At 62.8% G+C, this 15,773-nt stretch carries 19 protein-coding genes and 1 pseudogene; 14 read left to right on the top strand and 6 right to left on the bottom strand.

Going from position 1 to position 15,773, the window contains the following annotated elements; translation table 11 throughout:
• Window positions 1-43: 43 nt before the first annotated feature.
• The 7 genes and pseudogenes from HGK27_RS08610 to HGK27_RS08640 form a co-directional block, all read left to right on the top strand.
• Window positions 44-310, top strand: a pseudogene (locus tag HGK27_RS08610) (zincin-like metallopeptidase domain-containing protein); the annotation flags it as partial.
• Window positions 307-693, top strand: a complete 387-nt coding sequence (locus HGK27_RS08615) for a DUF2958 domain-containing protein (RefSeq protein ID WP_206240157.1) — start codon at window positions 307-309, stop codon at window positions 691-693. The pseudogene HGK27_RS08610 and the gene HGK27_RS08615, both read left to right, overlap by 4 nt.
• 170 nt (window positions 694-863) lie before the next feature.
• Entirely contained in the window at window positions 864-2,759 is a 1,896-nt protein-coding gene (locus tag HGK27_RS08620) for a ParB/RepB/Spo0J family partition protein (RefSeq protein WP_206240158.1), read from the top strand.
• Window positions 2,760-2,879: 120 nt separating this feature from the next.
• Complete coding sequence (locus HGK27_RS08625; protein ID WP_206240159.1) at window positions 2,880-3,647, top strand: hypothetical protein; 768 nt, start codon at window positions 2,880-2,882, stop codon at window positions 3,645-3,647.
• Window positions 3,648-4,308: 661 nt separating this feature from the next.
• A complete protein-coding gene (locus HGK27_RS08630; RefSeq protein WP_206240160.1) occupies window positions 4,309-5,199 on the top strand; it encodes a MucR family transcriptional regulator in 891 nt (296 codons plus the stop codon).
• Window positions 5,200-5,361: 162 nt separating this feature from the next.
• Window positions 5,362-5,499: a hypothetical protein gene (locus tag HGK27_RS08635; RefSeq protein ID WP_206240161.1), complete on the top strand. Its 138-nt coding sequence runs from the start codon at window positions 5,362-5,364 to the stop codon at window positions 5,497-5,499.
• A gap of 313 nt (window positions 5,500-5,812) precedes the next feature.
• Entirely contained in the window at window positions 5,813-6,154 is a 342-nt protein-coding gene (locus HGK27_RS08640) for a hypothetical protein (RefSeq protein WP_206240162.1), read from the top strand.
• A gap of 138 nt (window positions 6,155-6,292) precedes the next feature.
• Here the strand turns inward: HGK27_RS08640 and HGK27_RS08645 are convergent, their stop codons facing one another.
• On the bottom strand, window positions 6,293-6,658 hold the full coding sequence (locus HGK27_RS08645) for a hypothetical protein (RefSeq protein WP_206243376.1): 366 nt from the start codon (window positions 6,656-6,658) through the stop codon (window positions 6,293-6,295).
• Between the two features lie 30 nt (window positions 6,659-6,688).
• On the opposite strand from HGK27_RS08645, the gene HGK27_RS31015 reads away from it, so the two are divergent.
• From HGK27_RS31015 to HGK27_RS08665, 4 genes are all read left to right on the top strand, one after another.
• Window positions 6,689-6,805, top strand: a complete 117-nt coding sequence (locus tag HGK27_RS31015) for a hypothetical protein (protein ID WP_241127358.1) — start codon at window positions 6,689-6,691, stop codon at window positions 6,803-6,805.
• Complete coding sequence (locus HGK27_RS08655) at window positions 6,798-7,382, top strand: S26 family signal peptidase (RefSeq protein ID WP_206240164.1); 585 nt, start codon at window positions 6,798-6,800, stop codon at window positions 7,380-7,382. Before HGK27_RS31015 ends, HGK27_RS08655 begins: the two co-directional genes overlap by 8 nt.
• 26 nt (window positions 7,383-7,408) lie before the next feature.
• Window positions 7,409-8,137, top strand: coding sequence for a lytic transglycosylase domain-containing protein (locus HGK27_RS08660; RefSeq protein ID WP_407674609.1), 729 nt, complete (start codon window positions 7,409-7,411; stop codon window positions 8,135-8,137).
• 341 nt (window positions 8,138-8,478) lie between these two features.
• Window positions 8,479-10,551, top strand: coding sequence for a DUF3363 domain-containing protein (locus HGK27_RS08665; protein WP_206240166.1), 2,073 nt, complete (start codon window positions 8,479-8,481; stop codon window positions 10,549-10,551).
• Window positions 10,552-10,561: 10 nt separating this feature from the next.
• Here the strand turns inward: HGK27_RS08665 and HGK27_RS08670 are convergent, their stop codons facing one another.
• The 3 genes from HGK27_RS08670 to HGK27_RS08680 form a co-directional block, all read right to left on the bottom strand.
• On the bottom strand, window positions 10,562-11,392 hold the full coding sequence (locus HGK27_RS08670) for an aldo/keto reductase (RefSeq protein ID WP_206240167.1): 831 nt from the start codon (window positions 11,390-11,392) through the stop codon (window positions 10,562-10,564).
• Window positions 11,393-11,601: 209 nt separating this feature from the next.
• Window positions 11,602-11,823: a hypervirulence associated TUDOR domain-containing protein gene (locus HGK27_RS08675; protein ID WP_206240168.1), complete on the bottom strand. Its 222-nt coding sequence runs from the start codon at window positions 11,821-11,823 to the stop codon at window positions 11,602-11,604.
• A 103-nt stretch (window positions 11,824-11,926) separates the two neighbouring features.
• Complete coding sequence (locus HGK27_RS08680; RefSeq protein WP_322099023.1) at window positions 11,927-12,343, bottom strand: hypothetical protein; 417 nt, start codon at window positions 12,341-12,343, stop codon at window positions 11,927-11,929.
• Here HGK27_RS08680 and HGK27_RS08685 point away from each other — a divergent pair.
• Window positions 12,337-12,540 (top strand): hypothetical protein, encoded by a 204-nt coding sequence (locus HGK27_RS08685; protein WP_206240169.1) that lies wholly within the window; start codon window positions 12,337-12,339, stop codon window positions 12,538-12,540. The two genes, HGK27_RS08680 and HGK27_RS08685, sit on opposite strands and share 7 nt — an antisense overlap.
• A 116-nt stretch (window positions 12,541-12,656) precedes the next feature.
• Entirely contained in the window at window positions 12,657-13,499 is an 843-nt protein-coding gene (locus HGK27_RS08690) for a formate/nitrite transporter family protein (protein ID WP_241126952.1), read from the top strand.
• Between the two features lie 72 nt (window positions 13,500-13,571).
• On the opposite strand, the gene HGK27_RS08695 is transcribed toward HGK27_RS08690, so the two are convergent.
• Complete coding sequence (locus HGK27_RS08695) at window positions 13,572-13,904, bottom strand: cupin domain-containing protein (RefSeq protein ID WP_206240170.1); 333 nt, start codon at window positions 13,902-13,904, stop codon at window positions 13,572-13,574.
• A gap of 114 nt (window positions 13,905-14,018) precedes the next feature.
• Between HGK27_RS08695 and HGK27_RS08700 the strand changes: the two genes are divergently transcribed.
• Window positions 14,019-14,573: a glutathione peroxidase gene (locus tag HGK27_RS08700; protein ID WP_206240171.1), complete on the top strand. Its 555-nt coding sequence runs from the start codon at window positions 14,019-14,021 to the stop codon at window positions 14,571-14,573.
• A 30-nt stretch (window positions 14,574-14,603) separates the two neighbouring features.
• On the opposite strand, the gene HGK27_RS08705 is transcribed toward HGK27_RS08700, so the two are convergent.
• A complete protein-coding gene (locus tag HGK27_RS08705) occupies window positions 14,604-15,764 on the bottom strand; it encodes a winged helix-turn-helix domain-containing protein (protein WP_206240172.1) in 1,161 nt (386 codons plus the stop codon).
• Window positions 15,765-15,773: the final 9 nt, after the last annotated feature.

Consider the following 15,773-nt stretch of genomic DNA (forward strand, 5'->3'; position numbering starts at 1 on the left):
GGAGAGGCGTGTCCTCATCGAGGCACGACCCTCCCGACCCAATGCTGAGATGGGCTCTGCCTTCCTGTGTGCTGCGTTGGGCATCGTACCGAGCGTGCGCCATGCCGATTACCTCGGCTCATGGCTGGAGGTGTTGCGCGAGGACAATCGCGCGATCTTCCGCGCCGCCAGTCAGGCCAGCAAGGCCGCCGACTGGCTGCTGACACGGCATGAGGAAGCCAAGGCGGGCAGGCTGGCCGGTGCAGATGCGGGCGCAGGCAAGGGGGCAGGCACGCATCTGGCCCGCGAGGAATGGAGGGCCGCAGCATGATCCTCCTGCCCGACAAAATCCGCGTGGCGCTGGCGGTCAATGCCGCCCGCCACATGGCGGCCCAGCGCGATGATCGGCCCGAACCCGATCCGGTTCCCGTCCTCAAACTCTTCAACCCCTGTGGCAGCGCGACATGGCTGGCCAGCGAAATCGACGAGGATGGCGACACCCTCTTTGGCCTTGCCGATCTGGGCTTTGGCTGTCCTGAAACCGGCTATTTCAGCCTCACCGAAATCGCATCGGTTCGCTTGCCCTTCGGCCTGCGCATCGAGCGCGATCTCGATTTCACCAGCAGCCACCCGATGTCGCTTTGGGCACAGACCGCCCGCAATCTCGGTTCGATCTCGCAGGCGGAAATCGCCCTGCGTCTGATCGGCCTCTGATCCGCCTTTGCCGTCCGGCCCATCGCCACCCGGACGGACACACCCTTGCCGCAGACCTGATTGGAAGCAGGCCAGCGGCCTGACGCGGGCGGGCGTTTTCCCGCTCAATCTAAACCGGTCCGCCATTCCTGGAGGGTCTGGGCGGACCGGTACTCGCTTGGAGTAATCCCATGAGACTCGACTTTATCGATCTTGGCAAGCTCTCTGTCAGCAAAGCCAATATGCGCTATTCGAAAAAGGCGCCCGATGTTTCCGATATTCTGCCGACCGTGCGCCAGCGCGGGGTGATCGTGCCCATTCTGGTACGCCCGATCAGCGCGGCGAATGATGAAACGAGCGACGCTTTCGAAATCATCGCCGGGGCACGGCGCTTTCATGCCGCCGGTCTGGTGGCCGAGGAACGGCGCGAAGCCGGTCAGGACATCGAGGCGATGCCCTGCGCCATCCTTGAGGCGGGAGACGATGCGGACGCCATCGAGGCCTCGCTGATCGAGAACAGCGCGCGCCTCGATCCCGATGAGGTGACCCGCTGGGAATGCTTCACCCGGCTGGTCAAGGAAGGGCGCAGCGTCGAACAGATCGCGCTGACCTTCGGCCTGCCCGATCTGGGCGTGAAGCGCATTCTTGCGCTGGGCAATCTCATGCCGCGCATCCGCGACCTCTATCGCAAGGGCGAGGTTGATGCCTCCACGGTGCGGCATCTTACCATGGCCAGCAAGAGCCAGCAGCGCGCATGGCTGGCGCTGATCGACGACGATGACGCTTATGTGCCCACGGGCCATCAGTTGAAGGGATGGCTCTTTGGCGGCGCGTCGATTGCCGTCAAACATGCCATTTTCGACACCGAGGGCATGACCGGCATCATTGCCGACCTCTTCGGGGAGGATCGCTATTTTGCCGACAGCGATGCATTCTGGACGGCGCAGGGCAAGGCCATCGAGCAGCGCCGCGCCGCCTATCTCGACGAGGGCTGGAGCGATGTGGTGAGCCTCCAGCGGGGCGAACAATTCTGTAGCTGGGAGTTTGTGCGCGCGCCCAAGCGCAAGGGCGGGCGCGTCTATATTGAAGCGCGCCACAGCGGCGAGGTGGCCTTCCATGCAGGCTATGTCACCGCCAAGGAAGCGCGCCGTCTGGCCAAGAGCGAAGCGGCCCAGCACGCTCAAAAGCCGGTTCGCTCCGAGGTGAGCGGCACGATGCAGACCTATATCGATCTGCATCGCCATGCTGCCCTGCGCGCCGCGCTGCTCGGCCATCCCGGTCTTACCCTGCGGTTGATGGTCGCCCATGCCATTGCCGGTTCCTCGCTCTGGATCGTCAGGCTGGAACCTCAGACGGCGCGCAACCATGACACCCGCGAGAGCGTCAAGAACAGCCGGGGACAGGCCAAATTCGACGAGGCGCGGCGCGCGGCGCTGGCTCTGATGGGTTTCGGTCCCAAGGATACAACCGTCGCGGTGGGCGGCTATGGTTTGGACAGCCGCCTTGCCGTCGCCTTCGCCCGGCTCATCGAGCTGGACGACACGCAGGTGCTGTCCGTGCTGGCCGTGGTGATGGGCGAAACGCTGGTGTCGGGCCGCTCCATCATCGAGATGCTTGGTCAGCAGATCGACATGGATATGGCCCCCTACTGGCAGGCCGATGAGGCCTTTTTTGAGGCGCTGCGCGATCGCGAGGTGCTGCTCGCTATGGTGGAAGAGGTGGCCGGGGCGACCATCGCCAAGGCCAATGCTGGCGAAAAGACTAAGGTCTTGAAGGCCATCATCCGCAACCATCTGGACGGGGCCGATGGCCGCGAAAAGCGCGTGGGTTGGGTGCCGCGCTGGATGAGTTTCCCGCCCGCCGCCTACACCGGGCGGGGCGGGGTGGGCACCGTCGAGTGTGCCGAGCAGGTCGCGCGAGCGCTCGCCGGGGATGATGGGGCCGGGGATGATGAGACTGATCCCGATGAAAGCGAGGCTGATGACGACCTCGAATCCGGTCCCGAAAGTGATCCCGAAACCGACCTCGAACCGGGCGCGCCGCACCAGACGGGCGACGACGCGGACGACATTCCGCTGGCCGCCTGACCCGCCGGGATGGTGCCCGGTGCGGCGCCATCCCTTCGCCTTTCCTTCTTCAATGTCGTCGCGCCGGGCGTGCCCTTTGGCCCCGCCCGGCGCGGTATCCAGTTAAACAGGAGAATTTCAATGGTTGATCGTGTTTCCGCTTCCATCGCGATTGGCGGCATTCTGCCCGCCATCCATGTGCCAACCTTCATCGGCCTCATCATCGATGAGGGGCTCTCCCTCGATTGGGAAGGCGAACCCTTCCTTGCCGAGCAACTTTCCAGCGGATCGCCGCTGCCCCTTATGGCGCATGAGGTGGCGCTGGGACGGTTCGAGCCTCTGGAAGACTTCTGCGTTGCGCACAGTCTGTCCTATGTTCGCTGGTGCGCCGGATGCTCCTCATGGGGAGCGCAGCGCGCTGTCTTTACCGGGGTTGGGGAGATCCGGCTGTTCCCCGTGGATGCCGATGATGGTGTGCTGATCGACCGTGCCACTGTCATGAAATTCGGCAATATTGAGGCGATCATTGCCTATCTGGACTCCGCCGATTATGGTGTACCGCCGCTGATGATCGTCGGAACGCCGAGTGAGGCGGACGGCAATGCAGCCAAGCCATCCGCCATCTGTTGTCTGGTGAGTGTGGGCGCAACTGTCGCACCTGCGGAGCTGGAGGATGAGGACCGGAGCGTACCAGGCCTCTATGCTATCGTGGTGGATCAAGCCGATGTTGACCGGCACCAAGGCGAAGACAATGCGGTGATCGAAGCGGCGAAAGACATCTTTCACGCCTCGATCCCTATTGGCAATCTCGATCACTTTTCGATCGATGTCGCAATCGTGAGCGGCGCCACTCCGATGGCCGGGGGCGCCAAGTGGCTTACGTCTGCCAGTTCCCCCTTGCCGCGTTAAAGACGACTTTCGCCTCAGGCCATTTGAGAGAAAATTGAGGGGACGGCGTGATGCGCCGTCCCCGCTTCTTTGCTGCGAAGAGAGTAAATCCAAGGGCTTCGTCGTCGCGCGGCGCAAGGGGAATTGCGTCAACCGGCACGGTTTCCCCAAAATTTCCGTCATGGCATTCAATGCAGATCCCCAAAGGGGGCGGCAGTCTCCCTTGGGATGCGATTTGAAGCTGGGCCACGAATATTGACTGCGACAGCTATCCCCGAAGGTTCGTGTAATGAAGCATCCATGTCGATTGGCTCACGGCCATCGACATGGATGCATGGTGCGAAGCCCCCCGCGCACCAATCTTGAAATCTCTCTGACCGGCATAAATGCCGCGAACCACACGATGCTGCGTGGCGCTGCTTATCGTCCCGGCGTCTTTGCTCTTTGGCATCCGATACTCCCTTTATGTCAATCGAATGATCTTTGTCATTCTGGTCTGCGTGTTTTTGCATCCTCTTGTGAGGACAGCAATAGAGGGAATTTTTACAATTTATTGCCGATAGTGAGAACGCGGCGCTTCCCGTTCCTGCGCGGAGCTGGCAGCGCCTCTTCTTGGTCAATATTTGACTGAACGCTGCAACGGGCGTAGGCCTTGCTGCCGTCGCAAGATGAGGAAAATATCATGTCCGATAACAATGGCGAGATCGACGCAAGCCTGATCGAACTGGCCGGTGACATCACCATCGCTTGGCTCAACAATCCCAATGTGAAGCCCGACGCGCAAGATGTTCCGGCCTTCCTCAAGGACATGCACGCCGCTGTTACGGCGCTCAGCGCGGGCCCCGCTCCCGAGGCTGAAGCCCCCACCTATGAACCGGCTGTGTCCGTGCGCTCTTCGGTGAAATCCGATCACATTGTCAGCCTGATCGACGGCAAGAAGTACAAGACGCTCAAGCGCCATCTTGCCCAGAACGGTCTGACTCCGGATGAATATCGCGCGCGTTATGGCCTCAAGCATGATTACCCCATGGTATCGGCTGACTATGCCGCGCAGCGCCGAGAGATCGCCCAGAAGCTTGGTCTTGGCCGCAAGCGCACGGATGCCGCTGATGTTGCTGTCGCGCCCGCCAAAGCGACGGCAACCAGCGCGAAGGGTGCCTCGCCCAAAGCGAAATCGGTTGCTGCCAAGCCTGTTGCAAAGTCCGGCGCGAAGGTCACAAAAGCCGTGACTACGCCAGCCGCACCCGCTGCGCCGGTTGCAGAAACCAAGGCCTCCGAGACTGCGGTGAAGGCCAAGGCTGCGGCAAAACCCAAGGCAACGTCCGCGCCCAAGGCGAGCGCGAAGACGGCTCCCAAGGTAACGGCAAAGGCCGAGGCGGAGACCACATCTTCGGTTGAAAGCAAGACCCCCGCCAAGGCGAAAGCTGATCCCAAGCCCAAGGCAGCGCCAGCATCAAAGGCAAAAGCCGCGCCCAAGGCAAAGGCAGCACCAAAGGTGAAGGCTGCGCCCAAGGCGCCCCCGGCGAAACAGGATGCCGCTGAAGCCGTAGCCTCGGCTCCCGTCACGGTCTGATCGCCGCGCATCCTTGCTGGCGTACATGGACGCCGCCCGATCCTGAAAGGACCGGGCGGCGTCTCTAGTCGGGCACAGGATGCGGCTGGCGTGCGTCCCTGAGCCCGGAACGATACGGGCTTATGCGGCGTGCTGGCGCCGTTGCTTGAGGATCACAGGGCCATGCTCGCCGCACAGGCTGCAATGGGCCCGCTGACTGGCAAAATCGCGCTCAACCGCCAGCTCGCCGAGGTTGGCGTGCAGGTCATCATCGACGTTCAGATTGAGGTGTCGCCCTACACAGGATGCGCAGACTGGTGAGGGAGACAATCGCTCCACCAGCCGCCGGATGGTCTCTAACATCGCCATCATCTACTATCCCTTATCTCGTTTGAAAACCGGGCAGTGCATGAGCCCTCAGGATCACCTGAAATTGGCGATTCGGCCAAGGGGGCATCCGGATGATGTCCACGTTTTTTGAGCAGTCATGTTGGCGTCCCATACGTCGGAAATGTCGGGAGACCCCTTTATATTGTTCGCGGTGGGCCACGAATTGCAGCTGGCCTGTGGGTTTCTGCCAGAGGCGGGCTTGATCCCCGCGCGCGGCATTCGTTAGTCAGATGCCATGCAGGGGATGGCCCACGAGATCTGGTTGAATCGATGGGGTGTGGCCATCGACCAGCGTGAGCAGAGGGTCGGCACGGCGGGGCTCTCGGCGTCCGAGCGTCTGATCCATATCTTCTGGCTGCTCTCCCAGAGCATGCGCGCGCACGGTGATCTGTTCGCTGCCCGGCAGCGCGATCCCTCCCTTTTCAGGGATGGGCTGGCGGCGGCGCGGGAACTCGATTTGCCCGGCCTCATTGTGATTTTCTCATCGAGCGTGGGCTGGATTGAAGCCCATTTCTTTGAGCAATTCGATGCCATGTGCCGCGAATTGCAACCGTTGCGGCCGGTAACGGGCAGCGATATCCACTGATTATCCACGGATGGGCCACAAGCCATCCACCGGTTCCCCACCATCTTGTCCGGTCCGGGCTCTCTGGCCCCCTGATGCGAGAGGTCGGGATAAGCATGTCTGCCAGCGATGGGCCTATGATCCGGCGCCCTGCGCTCATCAGGAGCGAAGGTCATGTCGATTGAACAGCACATCGAGGAACTGCGCGTGGAACTCTTTGCCTGCATGGCGCGCGGTGAACGCCGACAGATCGAGCAGGAATTGCGAGATGCCAAGGCGGCCATCCATCTGCATGAAGGGGGGAGGGTCGAAAACGCTACCCCCCGTTTTCGACCCTGCCGGAGAGGCATTCCCTGTTTCAATTGAGCCCTTGCCACCGCGAGCATGTCGCCCGGTTGCAAGGGACAACAGGCCATGACAACACCCGGAAAACATGCGGCTGTGAACAGCCGGAATGCCGAAGAGCGCGCGCAGTTTGCCCGCGAAACCCGGCCCTATCTTACCAACAAACAGGTCGCCTACCATCTCGGCGTCAGTCTTACGACGCTGCGTCGCATGCGACGCGATGAGACCGGGCCTCGCTGCCGGAAGCATGGCGCCACTTGGGTCTATCATATCGATGATCTGGAGGCATGGTCGCTGTCGCGCGCGCGGGGAGGCGACCATGACTGAACCTCACGACATGAGCCGCCCCGAGCCGCTGGTCGTGTGGCTGGAGGGCAGCCGCCAGCGCGCCCTGCGCCGCCGCATTCTGCAACGCCGCGCCGCCGCTGGTGCCAGCCTGCTGATGGCGCTTGGAACCACGATCCTTGCTCCGCCAGCCCCGCGTTTGCTCTGGAATGCCAGTGCCAGCGCGCCCATCGGCCTCTATCTTGTCGATCCCGGCAGGGTGCCGGATCGCGGTGATTGGGCCATCGCATGGCCGCCAAGCCATGTCCGGTCACTGGCGGCCAGCCGTCATTATTTGCCCACGGGTGTGCCGCTGGTGAAACGGGTGGTGGCGAGTTGGCTCGATACTGTCTGTGCCATCGGCCCGGCGATCAAGGTGAACGGCGTCAAAGTGGCGTTGCGTCGCGAAGTCGATGGTCGCGGACGTCAGTTGCCCCTCTGGCAGGGCTGTATTCAGCTTGATGAAGGGGAGTCCTTCCTGCTGATGAGCGAGCGGCCAGACTCGTTCGATGGTCGCTATTTTGGGGTTACGCAGCGGTCTGACATCATCGGCAAGGCGACGTTGCTATGGGCGCGGTGAGGCGGTGGCGTCACGCGGCAAGTGCGTTGATCCTTGCCCTTGGCGTGCCTTCGCTGATCCCATCCGCCCATGGCCAGCCATCGCTACCGGCCACTTCGGTGGTGGCTGGCGGGTCCGTGGCGCGGGGCGTGGCAGGGGGCGTCGCAGGGGGCCGGGCGGGTGAAGTCGCGGGCGGCGATGCCGTCTGGCAATGGCGCGATATCATCGCCGATGCCTCCGCCCGTTTCGGCGTTCCGGTGGCATGGATCGAGCAGGTGATCCGGGCTGAAAGTCGCGGTTTGACCGAGTGGCAAGGGAGACCCATCACCAGCCGGGCAGGCGCCATGGGGCTCATGCAACTCATGCCCGCAACATGGCGCTCGATGCGTTCGGCGCTTGGGTTGGGCGGTGATCCCTATCAGCCGCGCGACAACATTCTGGCAGGCACCGCCTATCTGCGAGCGATGTATGACCGCTTTGGCTACCCGGGTCTTTTCGGGGCCTATAACGCGGGGCCGGGGCGTTATGGCGCCAGCGTGAATGCTGGCCGTCCCCTGCCAGCCGAGACCCGCAATTATCTCGACACGATCACGCAGGCGAAGGCAGCGACCGCGCGAAATGCCATAAATTCTCCCGAAATTCCGCGCGAATTGCCGCGCGAAAGCGGCATGTTCGTGGTGCTGGCCGGTCACGCGAAACAGGCAGAATTGGCGGGCGACTCAGCACCGGAAGTGCCCACGAAAGACCCCATGTTTGTGTTGAGGAAAGCGCCATGATCGCGGGAAATCAGCCGTTTTTCGTCGGTGGCGGGAGACTGCGTGGGCTGGCTCGGCCTGGTGCTGATCCACTTGGCGGGCAGCAGGGTCGGGGAGGGAGGATCGGTGCTGGAGGGGCCGGGACAAAGGGAGGGCGCGTAAGGCAAGATAAAGCTATGGCACTGCGTCGTCATAACCCATTGTCTGCACATCTTTTTTGGGTGTTCTTATGGCACCATGCCTGCAGCGATGGTGCCATGGTGTGCTGAAATGGCGGATTTCTGCGGGTTTCGATGGCACCATGGGGCGCTGGGTGCCGGATGGGGCCGGTTTCGGCCACTCGAGTGACAGGGCGGTCGACCATGGCGCAGGATGACGATTTCCATCCGCGCCTCGGGCGCATCGGCAACAAAGGCAGGGGTTCGGGGAAGCGCTTCCTCGGGCGCGTGCTGGCGGCGGCCAATCTCGCCCGTGGTGGTGCTGGACGAGCCGGCAAAAGTGGCTTCTCGGGGAGCCGGATCGGTCGGGGCAGCGGCGTCGGTCGGGTGCTGGGGAGCCGGGGCAAATATGGCGGTGCTCACAGCCGCCGCGTCATCGTCAAGGCCAGCATCGTGCGGCTGGCCGGTAAGGGCGCCGCGGCCGCCGCTGCGCATCTACGTTATCTGCAGCGGGACGGCACCACCAGAGAGGGTGAGCGTGGGACGCTTTACAGTCGTTTTGACAATGAGGCGGATGGCAAGGCTTTTCAGGAGCGCGGCGCCGGTGATGGCCATCAGTTTCGCTTTATCGTCTCGCCGGAAGATGGCGATCAGTATGACGACCTCAAACCGCTGACCCGGCGGCTGATGGATCGCATGGAACAGGATCTGGGAACCAAGCTCGATTGGGTGGCGGTCGATCACTACAACACCGGCCATCCCCACACCCATATCGTGGTGCGCGGCAAGGATGATCGCGGTGCGGATCTGGTCATCGCCAAAGACTATATGACGAAGGGGCTCCGTGAGCGGGCTATCGAACTGGTCGATCTCGATCTGGGGCCACGCAGCGAGCGCGAAGTCGAGACCACCTTGCGGGCGGAAGTGGAGGCGGAAAGGCTAACCTCGATCGACCGTTCCCTGCTCAAGACGGCGGACGCTCAGCGGGAGGTCGATGCATCGGGTCGTGATGCCTTCGATCAGACGCTGCGCGCGGGACGCCTGGTCAAGCTTGCCCGGTTGGGGATGGCCGAACCGGTGGAGGGCACGCGCTACCGACTGGCCGAGGGGCTGGAAGAGACGCTGCGGCGGATGGGCGAGCGCGGCGATATCATCCGCACCATGCAGCGCGAGATTACCAGCGCGGGTGTCGAGCGGGCCGTGAGCGATCAGGTGATCCACGAGCCGGGCGCCACAGTGGCTCGACCGATGGTCGGACGCGTGTTGGCCCACGGCCTGTCGGACGAGCATGCGGACCGGCATTATCTGATCGTCGATGCGGCCGATGGGCGGAGCCATTATCTTGATGTCGGAAGCGCGCGCGGCCTGCCGCTCGACAACTATCAGCTCTCGCCTGGATCGGTGGTCCATATCGAGCCTTTGAAGGCTACGGTCCGGCCCTCGGACCGGGTGATTGCCGAAGTCGCGGCGGAGAATGGCGGGCGGTATGATGTCGATCTGCATTTGCGGCATGATCCCGGCGCCAGCGAGGCCTTTGCTCAGACCCATGTGCGGCGGCTTGAAGCCATGCGGCGCGGCGGTGGCGCGGTGACGCGTGAACGGTCCGGGCAATGGGTGATCGCGCCCGATCACCTCGACCGGGTTATGGCTTGGGAGGAGAAGCAGCTGCGCGATCGCCCGGTGGCGATCACCGGCCTTTCGACCCTCCCGCTGGAAAAGCTGGTCGATGTCGAGGCGGCAAGCTGGATTGATCGCAGACTGGCAGGACAGGGGCAGCGCGGGGCTGGTGGGAAAGGACTGGACCAAGGCGGACGGGAATCTTTGGAGCCGGTTGCTGGTGCTGATCCTGAGATCGGAGCAGGTTCCTTGCGTGATGCCGGCTTCGGGCGCGATCTGCGTGAGGTCATGGCGCGCAGGCGCCAGTGGCTCATGGCTCAGGGTTTTGCTCAGGACGAGGAAACCGGCCTCTTCCCCAAGGGCATGATTCAGGCGCTGGAGCGGCGGGATTTGTTGCGCGCGGCAAGGCAGCTGGCGACTGAGCTGGACCTGCCTTTTGAGGAGGCGAAGCAGGGTGGACGGATCGAAGGGATCTATCGCCGCCCGGTCGATCTGGTGAGCGGGCGTTTCGCGCTGATCGAACGTGCGCATGATTTCACGCTGGTGCCGTGGAAGCCGATGCTGGAGCGCAAGGCAGGGCAGGCCGTGTCCGGCCTGATGCGCGGCGACGAGGTCAACTGGTCGGTCGGGCGCGGGCGTGGCGGCCCAAGCATCTCCTGATCGTTCGCGTTTACAGCATCTCCAGAGGGTGATGCCTGGTTGGTTTGAGAAAGCGACGGTCCAGTTCGGCCAGATCCTGGGGGGTAAGGACGAGGTCGGCGGCAGCGCGATTGTCCCGCACATGCTCCACACTTCCCGCCTTGGGGATCGGCAGCACACCGTCCCGTTGCAGCAGCCAGGCCAGTGCGACCTGTGCCGGGCTGGCATTGTGAAGCTCTGCGATGTCGACAATCGCGCGGCGCCCGAGGAGGCGCCCCTGCTCGATCGGGCTATAGGCCATCACCGGAATGGAGCACCGCTTCAGCCAGGGCAGGAGGTCGAACTCCGGGCCGCGGCGGGTCAGATTGTAGAGGATCTGGTTGGTGGCGCAGGCCTCGCCGCCTGCGTCAAACAGTTCCCCCATATCATCCGTATCGAGATTGCTGACGCCCCAGCGAGCGATCAGGCCCGCCTCGACCAACTGCTCCATGGCTTCGACCGTTTCCGCGAGAGGCACATTGCCGCGCCAGTGCAGCAGATAGAGATCGAGATGATCGGTGCCGAGGCGGCGAAGGCTGGCTTCACAGGAACGCCGAAGGCGATGCGCCGAGGCATTGTGGGGATAGGCCTTGCTCACCAGAAAGACCTTGTGGCGTCGGCCGGCGATTGCTTCGCCGACGAGGCTCTCGGCTTCGCCTTCGCCGTACATTTCGGCGGTGTCGATGAGCGTCATGCCAAGGTCTATGCCTTCGCGCAGCGCGGCGATTTCCTGGGCGCGCAGATGCGGCTTCTCGGCCATCATCCAGGTGCCCAGACCAAGAGCCGGGACACTGGTGCCATCGGGGAAGGAGACGGTCTTCATACTTTCTCCATAGGCGCTATTGGCTGGGCCGAGATGAGTTTAGAGCAGACGATAGCAGAGATGAAGAGGGCAGCTCTTCATGCCGGGGAAACAAGCCCGGTCTGGTCCTGCATCCTGCCGACAGGTAACGAACCGACTTTGGGCAGCTTTGCCCCAACAGGATGACCAATGGCCAGAGCGCAAAAGCGTCATACGTTGCGGTGAAGGCGTTATTGCTTCGACCGATTGTCGGATGTCAGCGCGGCGGGCTTGTGCGCAGCGCGCTTTCCCTCTTCGGTCTCGACAATCACTTCGGGGTTGTCGGGCGAGGCTGCGACCTTGTGGCTCTTGATGCGCGTTGGGCTCGTGATCGTTTTGACAACCTTGCCATGGGCCCTGCCGGCATGGCTGTTCCAGCTGACCTTCTGCCCCTTTTTTAATGTCTGGCTCATGATCTGCTCCCTTCTCGAACAAAGGCGGAAGCGAAAGGTGATCCGGGCGTTCCCGTGTCGAGAGCAAGGCGCGGCGGGCCGTGACCCTTGCGGGATGGCCGGGTCATGGCTGGAGTGCGGAGAACCACGTGGCGTAAGGTGTGTTTTTCGCCATGTGCCGGTTGTAATCGGGCGCGCCGCCCTCCCACCAGACGGCGCCGCGCTCGCCCAGAGCAAGCTTGGCAGCATGCACTCGCTGGCGAGCTTGCTCTTTGAGCAGCTCGTCTTTGGCGCGCCCGGCATCACGCACGGCGCGGCGGGCATCCATCAACTCATGGACAAGACGCTTTCGCTGATCTTCCGGCAAGGATGGATCGCTGCAGCGCCACAGCCTGCCGCGCACAACGAAATAACGCCCGTCGGGTGTCACAGGATGCTGTGCGTCACGTTCGTATTCCTGCGCCTTCAGATACGCCTCCTCGATCGGAACTTGAGGTGGAGGGGGAACTTCCCTTCCTGACAGAGGAGAAAGCCGTGGCAAGTCGACCTGATCCCGATCGCATCGAACCGCAGTCGCCCCCTGAATTTCCGGTTCTGCCTGAGCCCATCGAAGCGCCCGATGTCGATGTGCCGGGCGTGGCACCTGTATTGCCCGACATCGACATTCCCGATCCCGGTCGTCCCGAGATCGCGCCGGATCAGTTTGGCGGGCGTTCCGGGAGCCAGACTGGGGTCTAGACCGCAAGGCGGGTGGAAGAGACAAACGCCACAGCCTTGCCAACGCGGTGCAGCAAAACAGCGTCTCGCGCATTGGATGGTTCGGCGCTTCATGGTGAGTGCGCAGGGAGCACCGCATGACGAGCCCGCCATCAGGCAAAAAGACCACAAACAATCCGGCTGCTCCCGAGCTGGTCGCCGATGCAGCCGGTCAGGACATCGAAGCGCGCGAGCGTGATATCGCGCTCACCGAAGAAGAGCGGGCTGTCGTCGTTGAGAAGCAGGCCGCCAACACAAGGATCATTCACGAGGTGGTGCGCCGCCACGGCGACGAGGAAATGGAGCGTCCGGCTCTGTCGCTGCTGTTCTCTGGACTGGCTGGGGGCATCGGCATCTGCGCCTCGATCCTTGCGCAGGCGCAGCTCGAGATGCTGCTCCCCGATGAAGCCTGGCGTCCGCTGGTGGCCAGCTTTGGCTATACGGTTGGTTTCCTCATCGTCATCCTGGGCCATTTGCAGCTTTTCACCGAGAGCACGCTCTCAGCGGTGATCCCGGTGGCCACCCATCCCACAAGGGCCAATGTGATCCGCCTTCTGCGCTTCTGGTTTCTGGTGCTGGGCGCCAATCTGGCGGGAACACTGATGATTGCGATCACCTTCGATCAGGAATGGATCATCACCGGCCATCAGCATCAGGCGATGCTGGATCTATCCGGGCACCTGCTGGATCGGTCGTTTCTGCAGACGCTGCGCATGGGCATTCCCGCCGGCTTTCTGATCGCGGCGGTGCCCTGGATGTTGCCGTCCTCAAAGGGGCAGGAGTTCTGGGTGATCGTGACGCTCACCTATCTCATCTCGCTGGGCGGCTTTGCCCATGTGGTCGCAGGCTCGGGCGAGGCCTGGCTGCTGGCGTTGGCGGTAAGACCACGCTTCTCCACGCACTGCTGGGCGTCATGCTACCGACCTTTATCGGCAATGTGATTGGCGGCACGGGGCTCTTCGCGGTGCTTGCTCATGCGCAGGTGCGCCATGAGTTATAAGCTCGGAAGGTGCTCAGGTCTCGCCGATATGGATCGCGAGCCAGATTGTCGGATCTTCGGTATAGGTCACCCAATGGGGCGTTCCGGCAGGGATCAGCAGGTGCTCGCCGGCCGCGAGCAGCGTCTCATCGCGACCTGTCATCTGCAGGCGCGCCTTGCCCTGCAGCACCAGCACCCATTCGTCCCAGCTCTGGACATAGGGCTGTTCGGATGGGGTGGTGTGACCGCGCGAGACGATGCGTTCGATCCGCAATCCGGGGCGGGCAAGCAGATCCTCGAAGAGTTCCTCAGCGCTACCGGCACTGCTGTTCGCCGCGCCGAGGTCGAGGAGATTGGACGGTCCCATGGCTGGCCTCACGATGCTTTGACTTCGTTCTCGAATGCAATCGACAGGACTACCCTTTAACACGGGATAAATCGAGGCTATCAGCCTCATATCCCTCCACGAAAGGCGTGCTCCATGGCAGATGATCTGGCTTCTCTTGCACTGACCCGGCTGGACGGTTCCAGGGACAGTCTTGCCGATCGTGCCGGCAAGGTGCTGCTGATCGTCAACGTAGCCTCGCAATGCGGGCTCACGCCGCAGTACGAGGGGCTCGAGGCACTCTACGCGAGCTATCGCGACCAGGGCTTCGAGGTGCTGGGCTTTCCCGCCAATGATTTCGGCAATCAGGAGCCCGGATCGGCTGAAGAGATCAGCGCGTTCTGCAAGGTGAACTACGGCGTGAGCTTCCCGCTTTTTGCCAAGGCTCCGGTGTCGGGGGAAGGCAAGCAGCCGCTCTATGCCGCCCTGACAGCGGCCGCGCCCGCCAAGCAGGGCCCCGTGGACGAGTTTCGCACCAGTCTGAAGGGCTATGGCATTACGCCCAACGAGGACCCCGAGGTGCTCTGGAATTTCGAGAAATTCCTCGTCGGTCGGGATGGAAAAGTGGCGGCCCGTTTTGCTCCGGTCGTCGGCCCCGATGACCCGCTGCTTGTCGATGCCATTAAGTGCGAGCTTGCTAAATCGAGCTGAACGCATGGATAGGCAGAGCAAATGCGCTGCCTATCCGCTGGCGAATTCAACGCCATCCAGCCCGAGAAATCCGGCGAGACTATCGAGTTCGATGCCAAGCTGCTCCCGGCTTTCCGCCGGGGCGTCAGGCTCGAAATGCGCGGATTTCACCAGCAGACGGCTGTTTGCGCGATCGGCCTTGAGGTCCACTCTGGCAACCAGCCTGTCGCCCAGCAGGAAGGGCAGGACATAATAGCCATATTCGCGCTTCTCGGCCGGCACGTAAATCTCGATGCGGTAGCGAAAGCCGAACAGGCGCTCGACCCGATCGCGTTCCCAAATCAGCGGATCGAAGGGAACCAGCAGCGCCTGGACCTCGATCCGGCGTGGCCGCCGCGCATCGCGATGGAGCCAGGCGTGGCGCCATCCCGGCACCGAAACCGGCAGGAGGACGCCCTCTTCGGCAAGTGACAGGATGGCAGCTCTTGCCTCGGCCGGTGGCTGGCGGAAATAATCCCTGAGTTCCTTGTCGGTGGCGATGCCATGCGCCCGCGCGGCTCGCTCGATCAGGGCCCGGTGAGCATCCTCTTCGCTCGGCGTCGACAGATCGAGAATGCGGGCCGGGATCACACGCTCGGGAAGGTCATAGACCCGCTCGAAGTTTCCTCGCCGCGTTGCGGTCGTGATATGCCCCGCCCAGAACAGCCATTCCAGCGCGCGTTTGGTATCGCTCCACTCCCACCATCCGGACTGCCCCTTGTGGGTTTCGAAGTCGGAGACCGAAAGGGGGCCCTCTTGCCGGATTTTCTCCAGCAGAGCCATGGGCTCCGCTCGCCGGCTTGTCGCGAAATCCCGCATCCCGTTCCAGCCCGCATCGCCGCGATCCGCCTGCTCCATGCGCCATCGCAACAGAGGCTGAAGATCGAAGGGTAGCAGCGAGGCCTCATGCGCCCAATATTCAAAAAGCTTCCTTTTGGGGCGAGGCCCCCAGGCGAGCCTGTCGAGGTCTTGCCGATCATAAGGTCCGAGCCGCGAGAAAGCGGGCAGGTAATGGGCGCGGGACACGACATTGACACTGTCGATCTGGTGAAGCTGGATGCGATCGAGCAGTTTGGTCATCTGGTTGGGGCCGACGGCCTCCGGGCGACGTGCTCCAAATCCTTGCGCAGCAAGAGCGATACGACGCGCCTGTGCAATGCTGATCGTGTCCATGTAAGCCAT

This window comes from Novosphingobium terrae (assembly GCF_017163935.1).
Classification (GTDB): Bacteria; Pseudomonadota; Alphaproteobacteria; order Sphingomonadales; family Sphingomonadaceae; genus Novosphingobium; species Novosphingobium terrae.

Excerpts from the sequence above, each read along its gene's own strand:
- HGK27_RS08615 (WP_206240157.1), top strand. The coding sequence starts at position 307 with ATGATCCTCCTGCCCGACAAAATCCGCGTGGCGCTGGCGGTCAATGCC.
- HGK27_RS08620 (WP_206240158.1), top strand. The coding sequence starts at position 864 with ATGAGACTCGACTTTATCGATCTTGGCAAGCTCTCTGTCAGCAAAGCC.
- HGK27_RS08625 (WP_206240159.1), top strand. The coding sequence starts at position 2,880 with ATGGTTGATCGTGTTTCCGCTTCCATCGCGATTGGCGGCATTCTGCCC.
- HGK27_RS08630 (WP_206240160.1), top strand. The coding sequence starts at position 4,309 with ATGTCCGATAACAATGGCGAGATCGACGCAAGCCTGATCGAACTGGCC.
- HGK27_RS08635 (WP_206240161.1), top strand. The coding sequence starts at position 5,362 with ATGCTCGCCGCACAGGCTGCAATGGGCCCGCTGACTGGCAAAATCGCG.
- HGK27_RS08640 (WP_206240162.1), top strand. The coding sequence starts at position 5,813 with ATGGCCCACGAGATCTGGTTGAATCGATGGGGTGTGGCCATCGACCAG.
- HGK27_RS08645 (WP_206243376.1), bottom strand. The coding sequence starts at position 6,658 with ATGGTAGGCGACCTGTTTGTTGGTAAGATAGGGCCGGGTTTCGCGGGC.
- HGK27_RS31015 (WP_241127358.1), top strand. The coding sequence starts at position 6,689 with ATGCGACGCGATGAGACCGGGCCTCGCTGCCGGAAGCATGGCGCCACT.
- HGK27_RS08655 (WP_206240164.1), top strand. The coding sequence starts at position 6,798 with ATGACTGAACCTCACGACATGAGCCGCCCCGAGCCGCTGGTCGTGTGG.
- HGK27_RS08665 (WP_206240166.1), top strand. The coding sequence starts at position 8,479 with ATGGCGCAGGATGACGATTTCCATCCGCGCCTCGGGCGCATCGGCAAC.
- HGK27_RS08670 (WP_206240167.1), bottom strand. The coding sequence starts at position 11,392 with ATGAAGACCGTCTCCTTCCCCGATGGCACCAGTGTCCCGGCTCTTGGT.
- HGK27_RS08675 (WP_206240168.1), bottom strand. The coding sequence starts at position 11,823 with ATGAGCCAGACATTAAAAAAGGGGCAGAAGGTCAGCTGGAACAGCCAT.
- HGK27_RS08690 (WP_241126952.1), top strand. The coding sequence starts at position 12,657 with ATGACGAGCCCGCCATCAGGCAAAAAGACCACAAACAATCCGGCTGCT.
- HGK27_RS08695 (WP_206240170.1), bottom strand. The coding sequence starts at position 13,904 with ATGGGACCGTCCAATCTCCTCGACCTCGGCGCGGCGAACAGCAGTGCC.
- HGK27_RS08700 (WP_206240171.1), top strand. The coding sequence starts at position 14,019 with ATGGCAGATGATCTGGCTTCTCTTGCACTGACCCGGCTGGACGGTTCC.
- HGK27_RS08705 (WP_206240172.1), bottom strand. The coding sequence starts at position 15,764 with ATGGACACGATCAGCATTGCACAGGCGCGTCGTATCGCTCTTGCTGCG.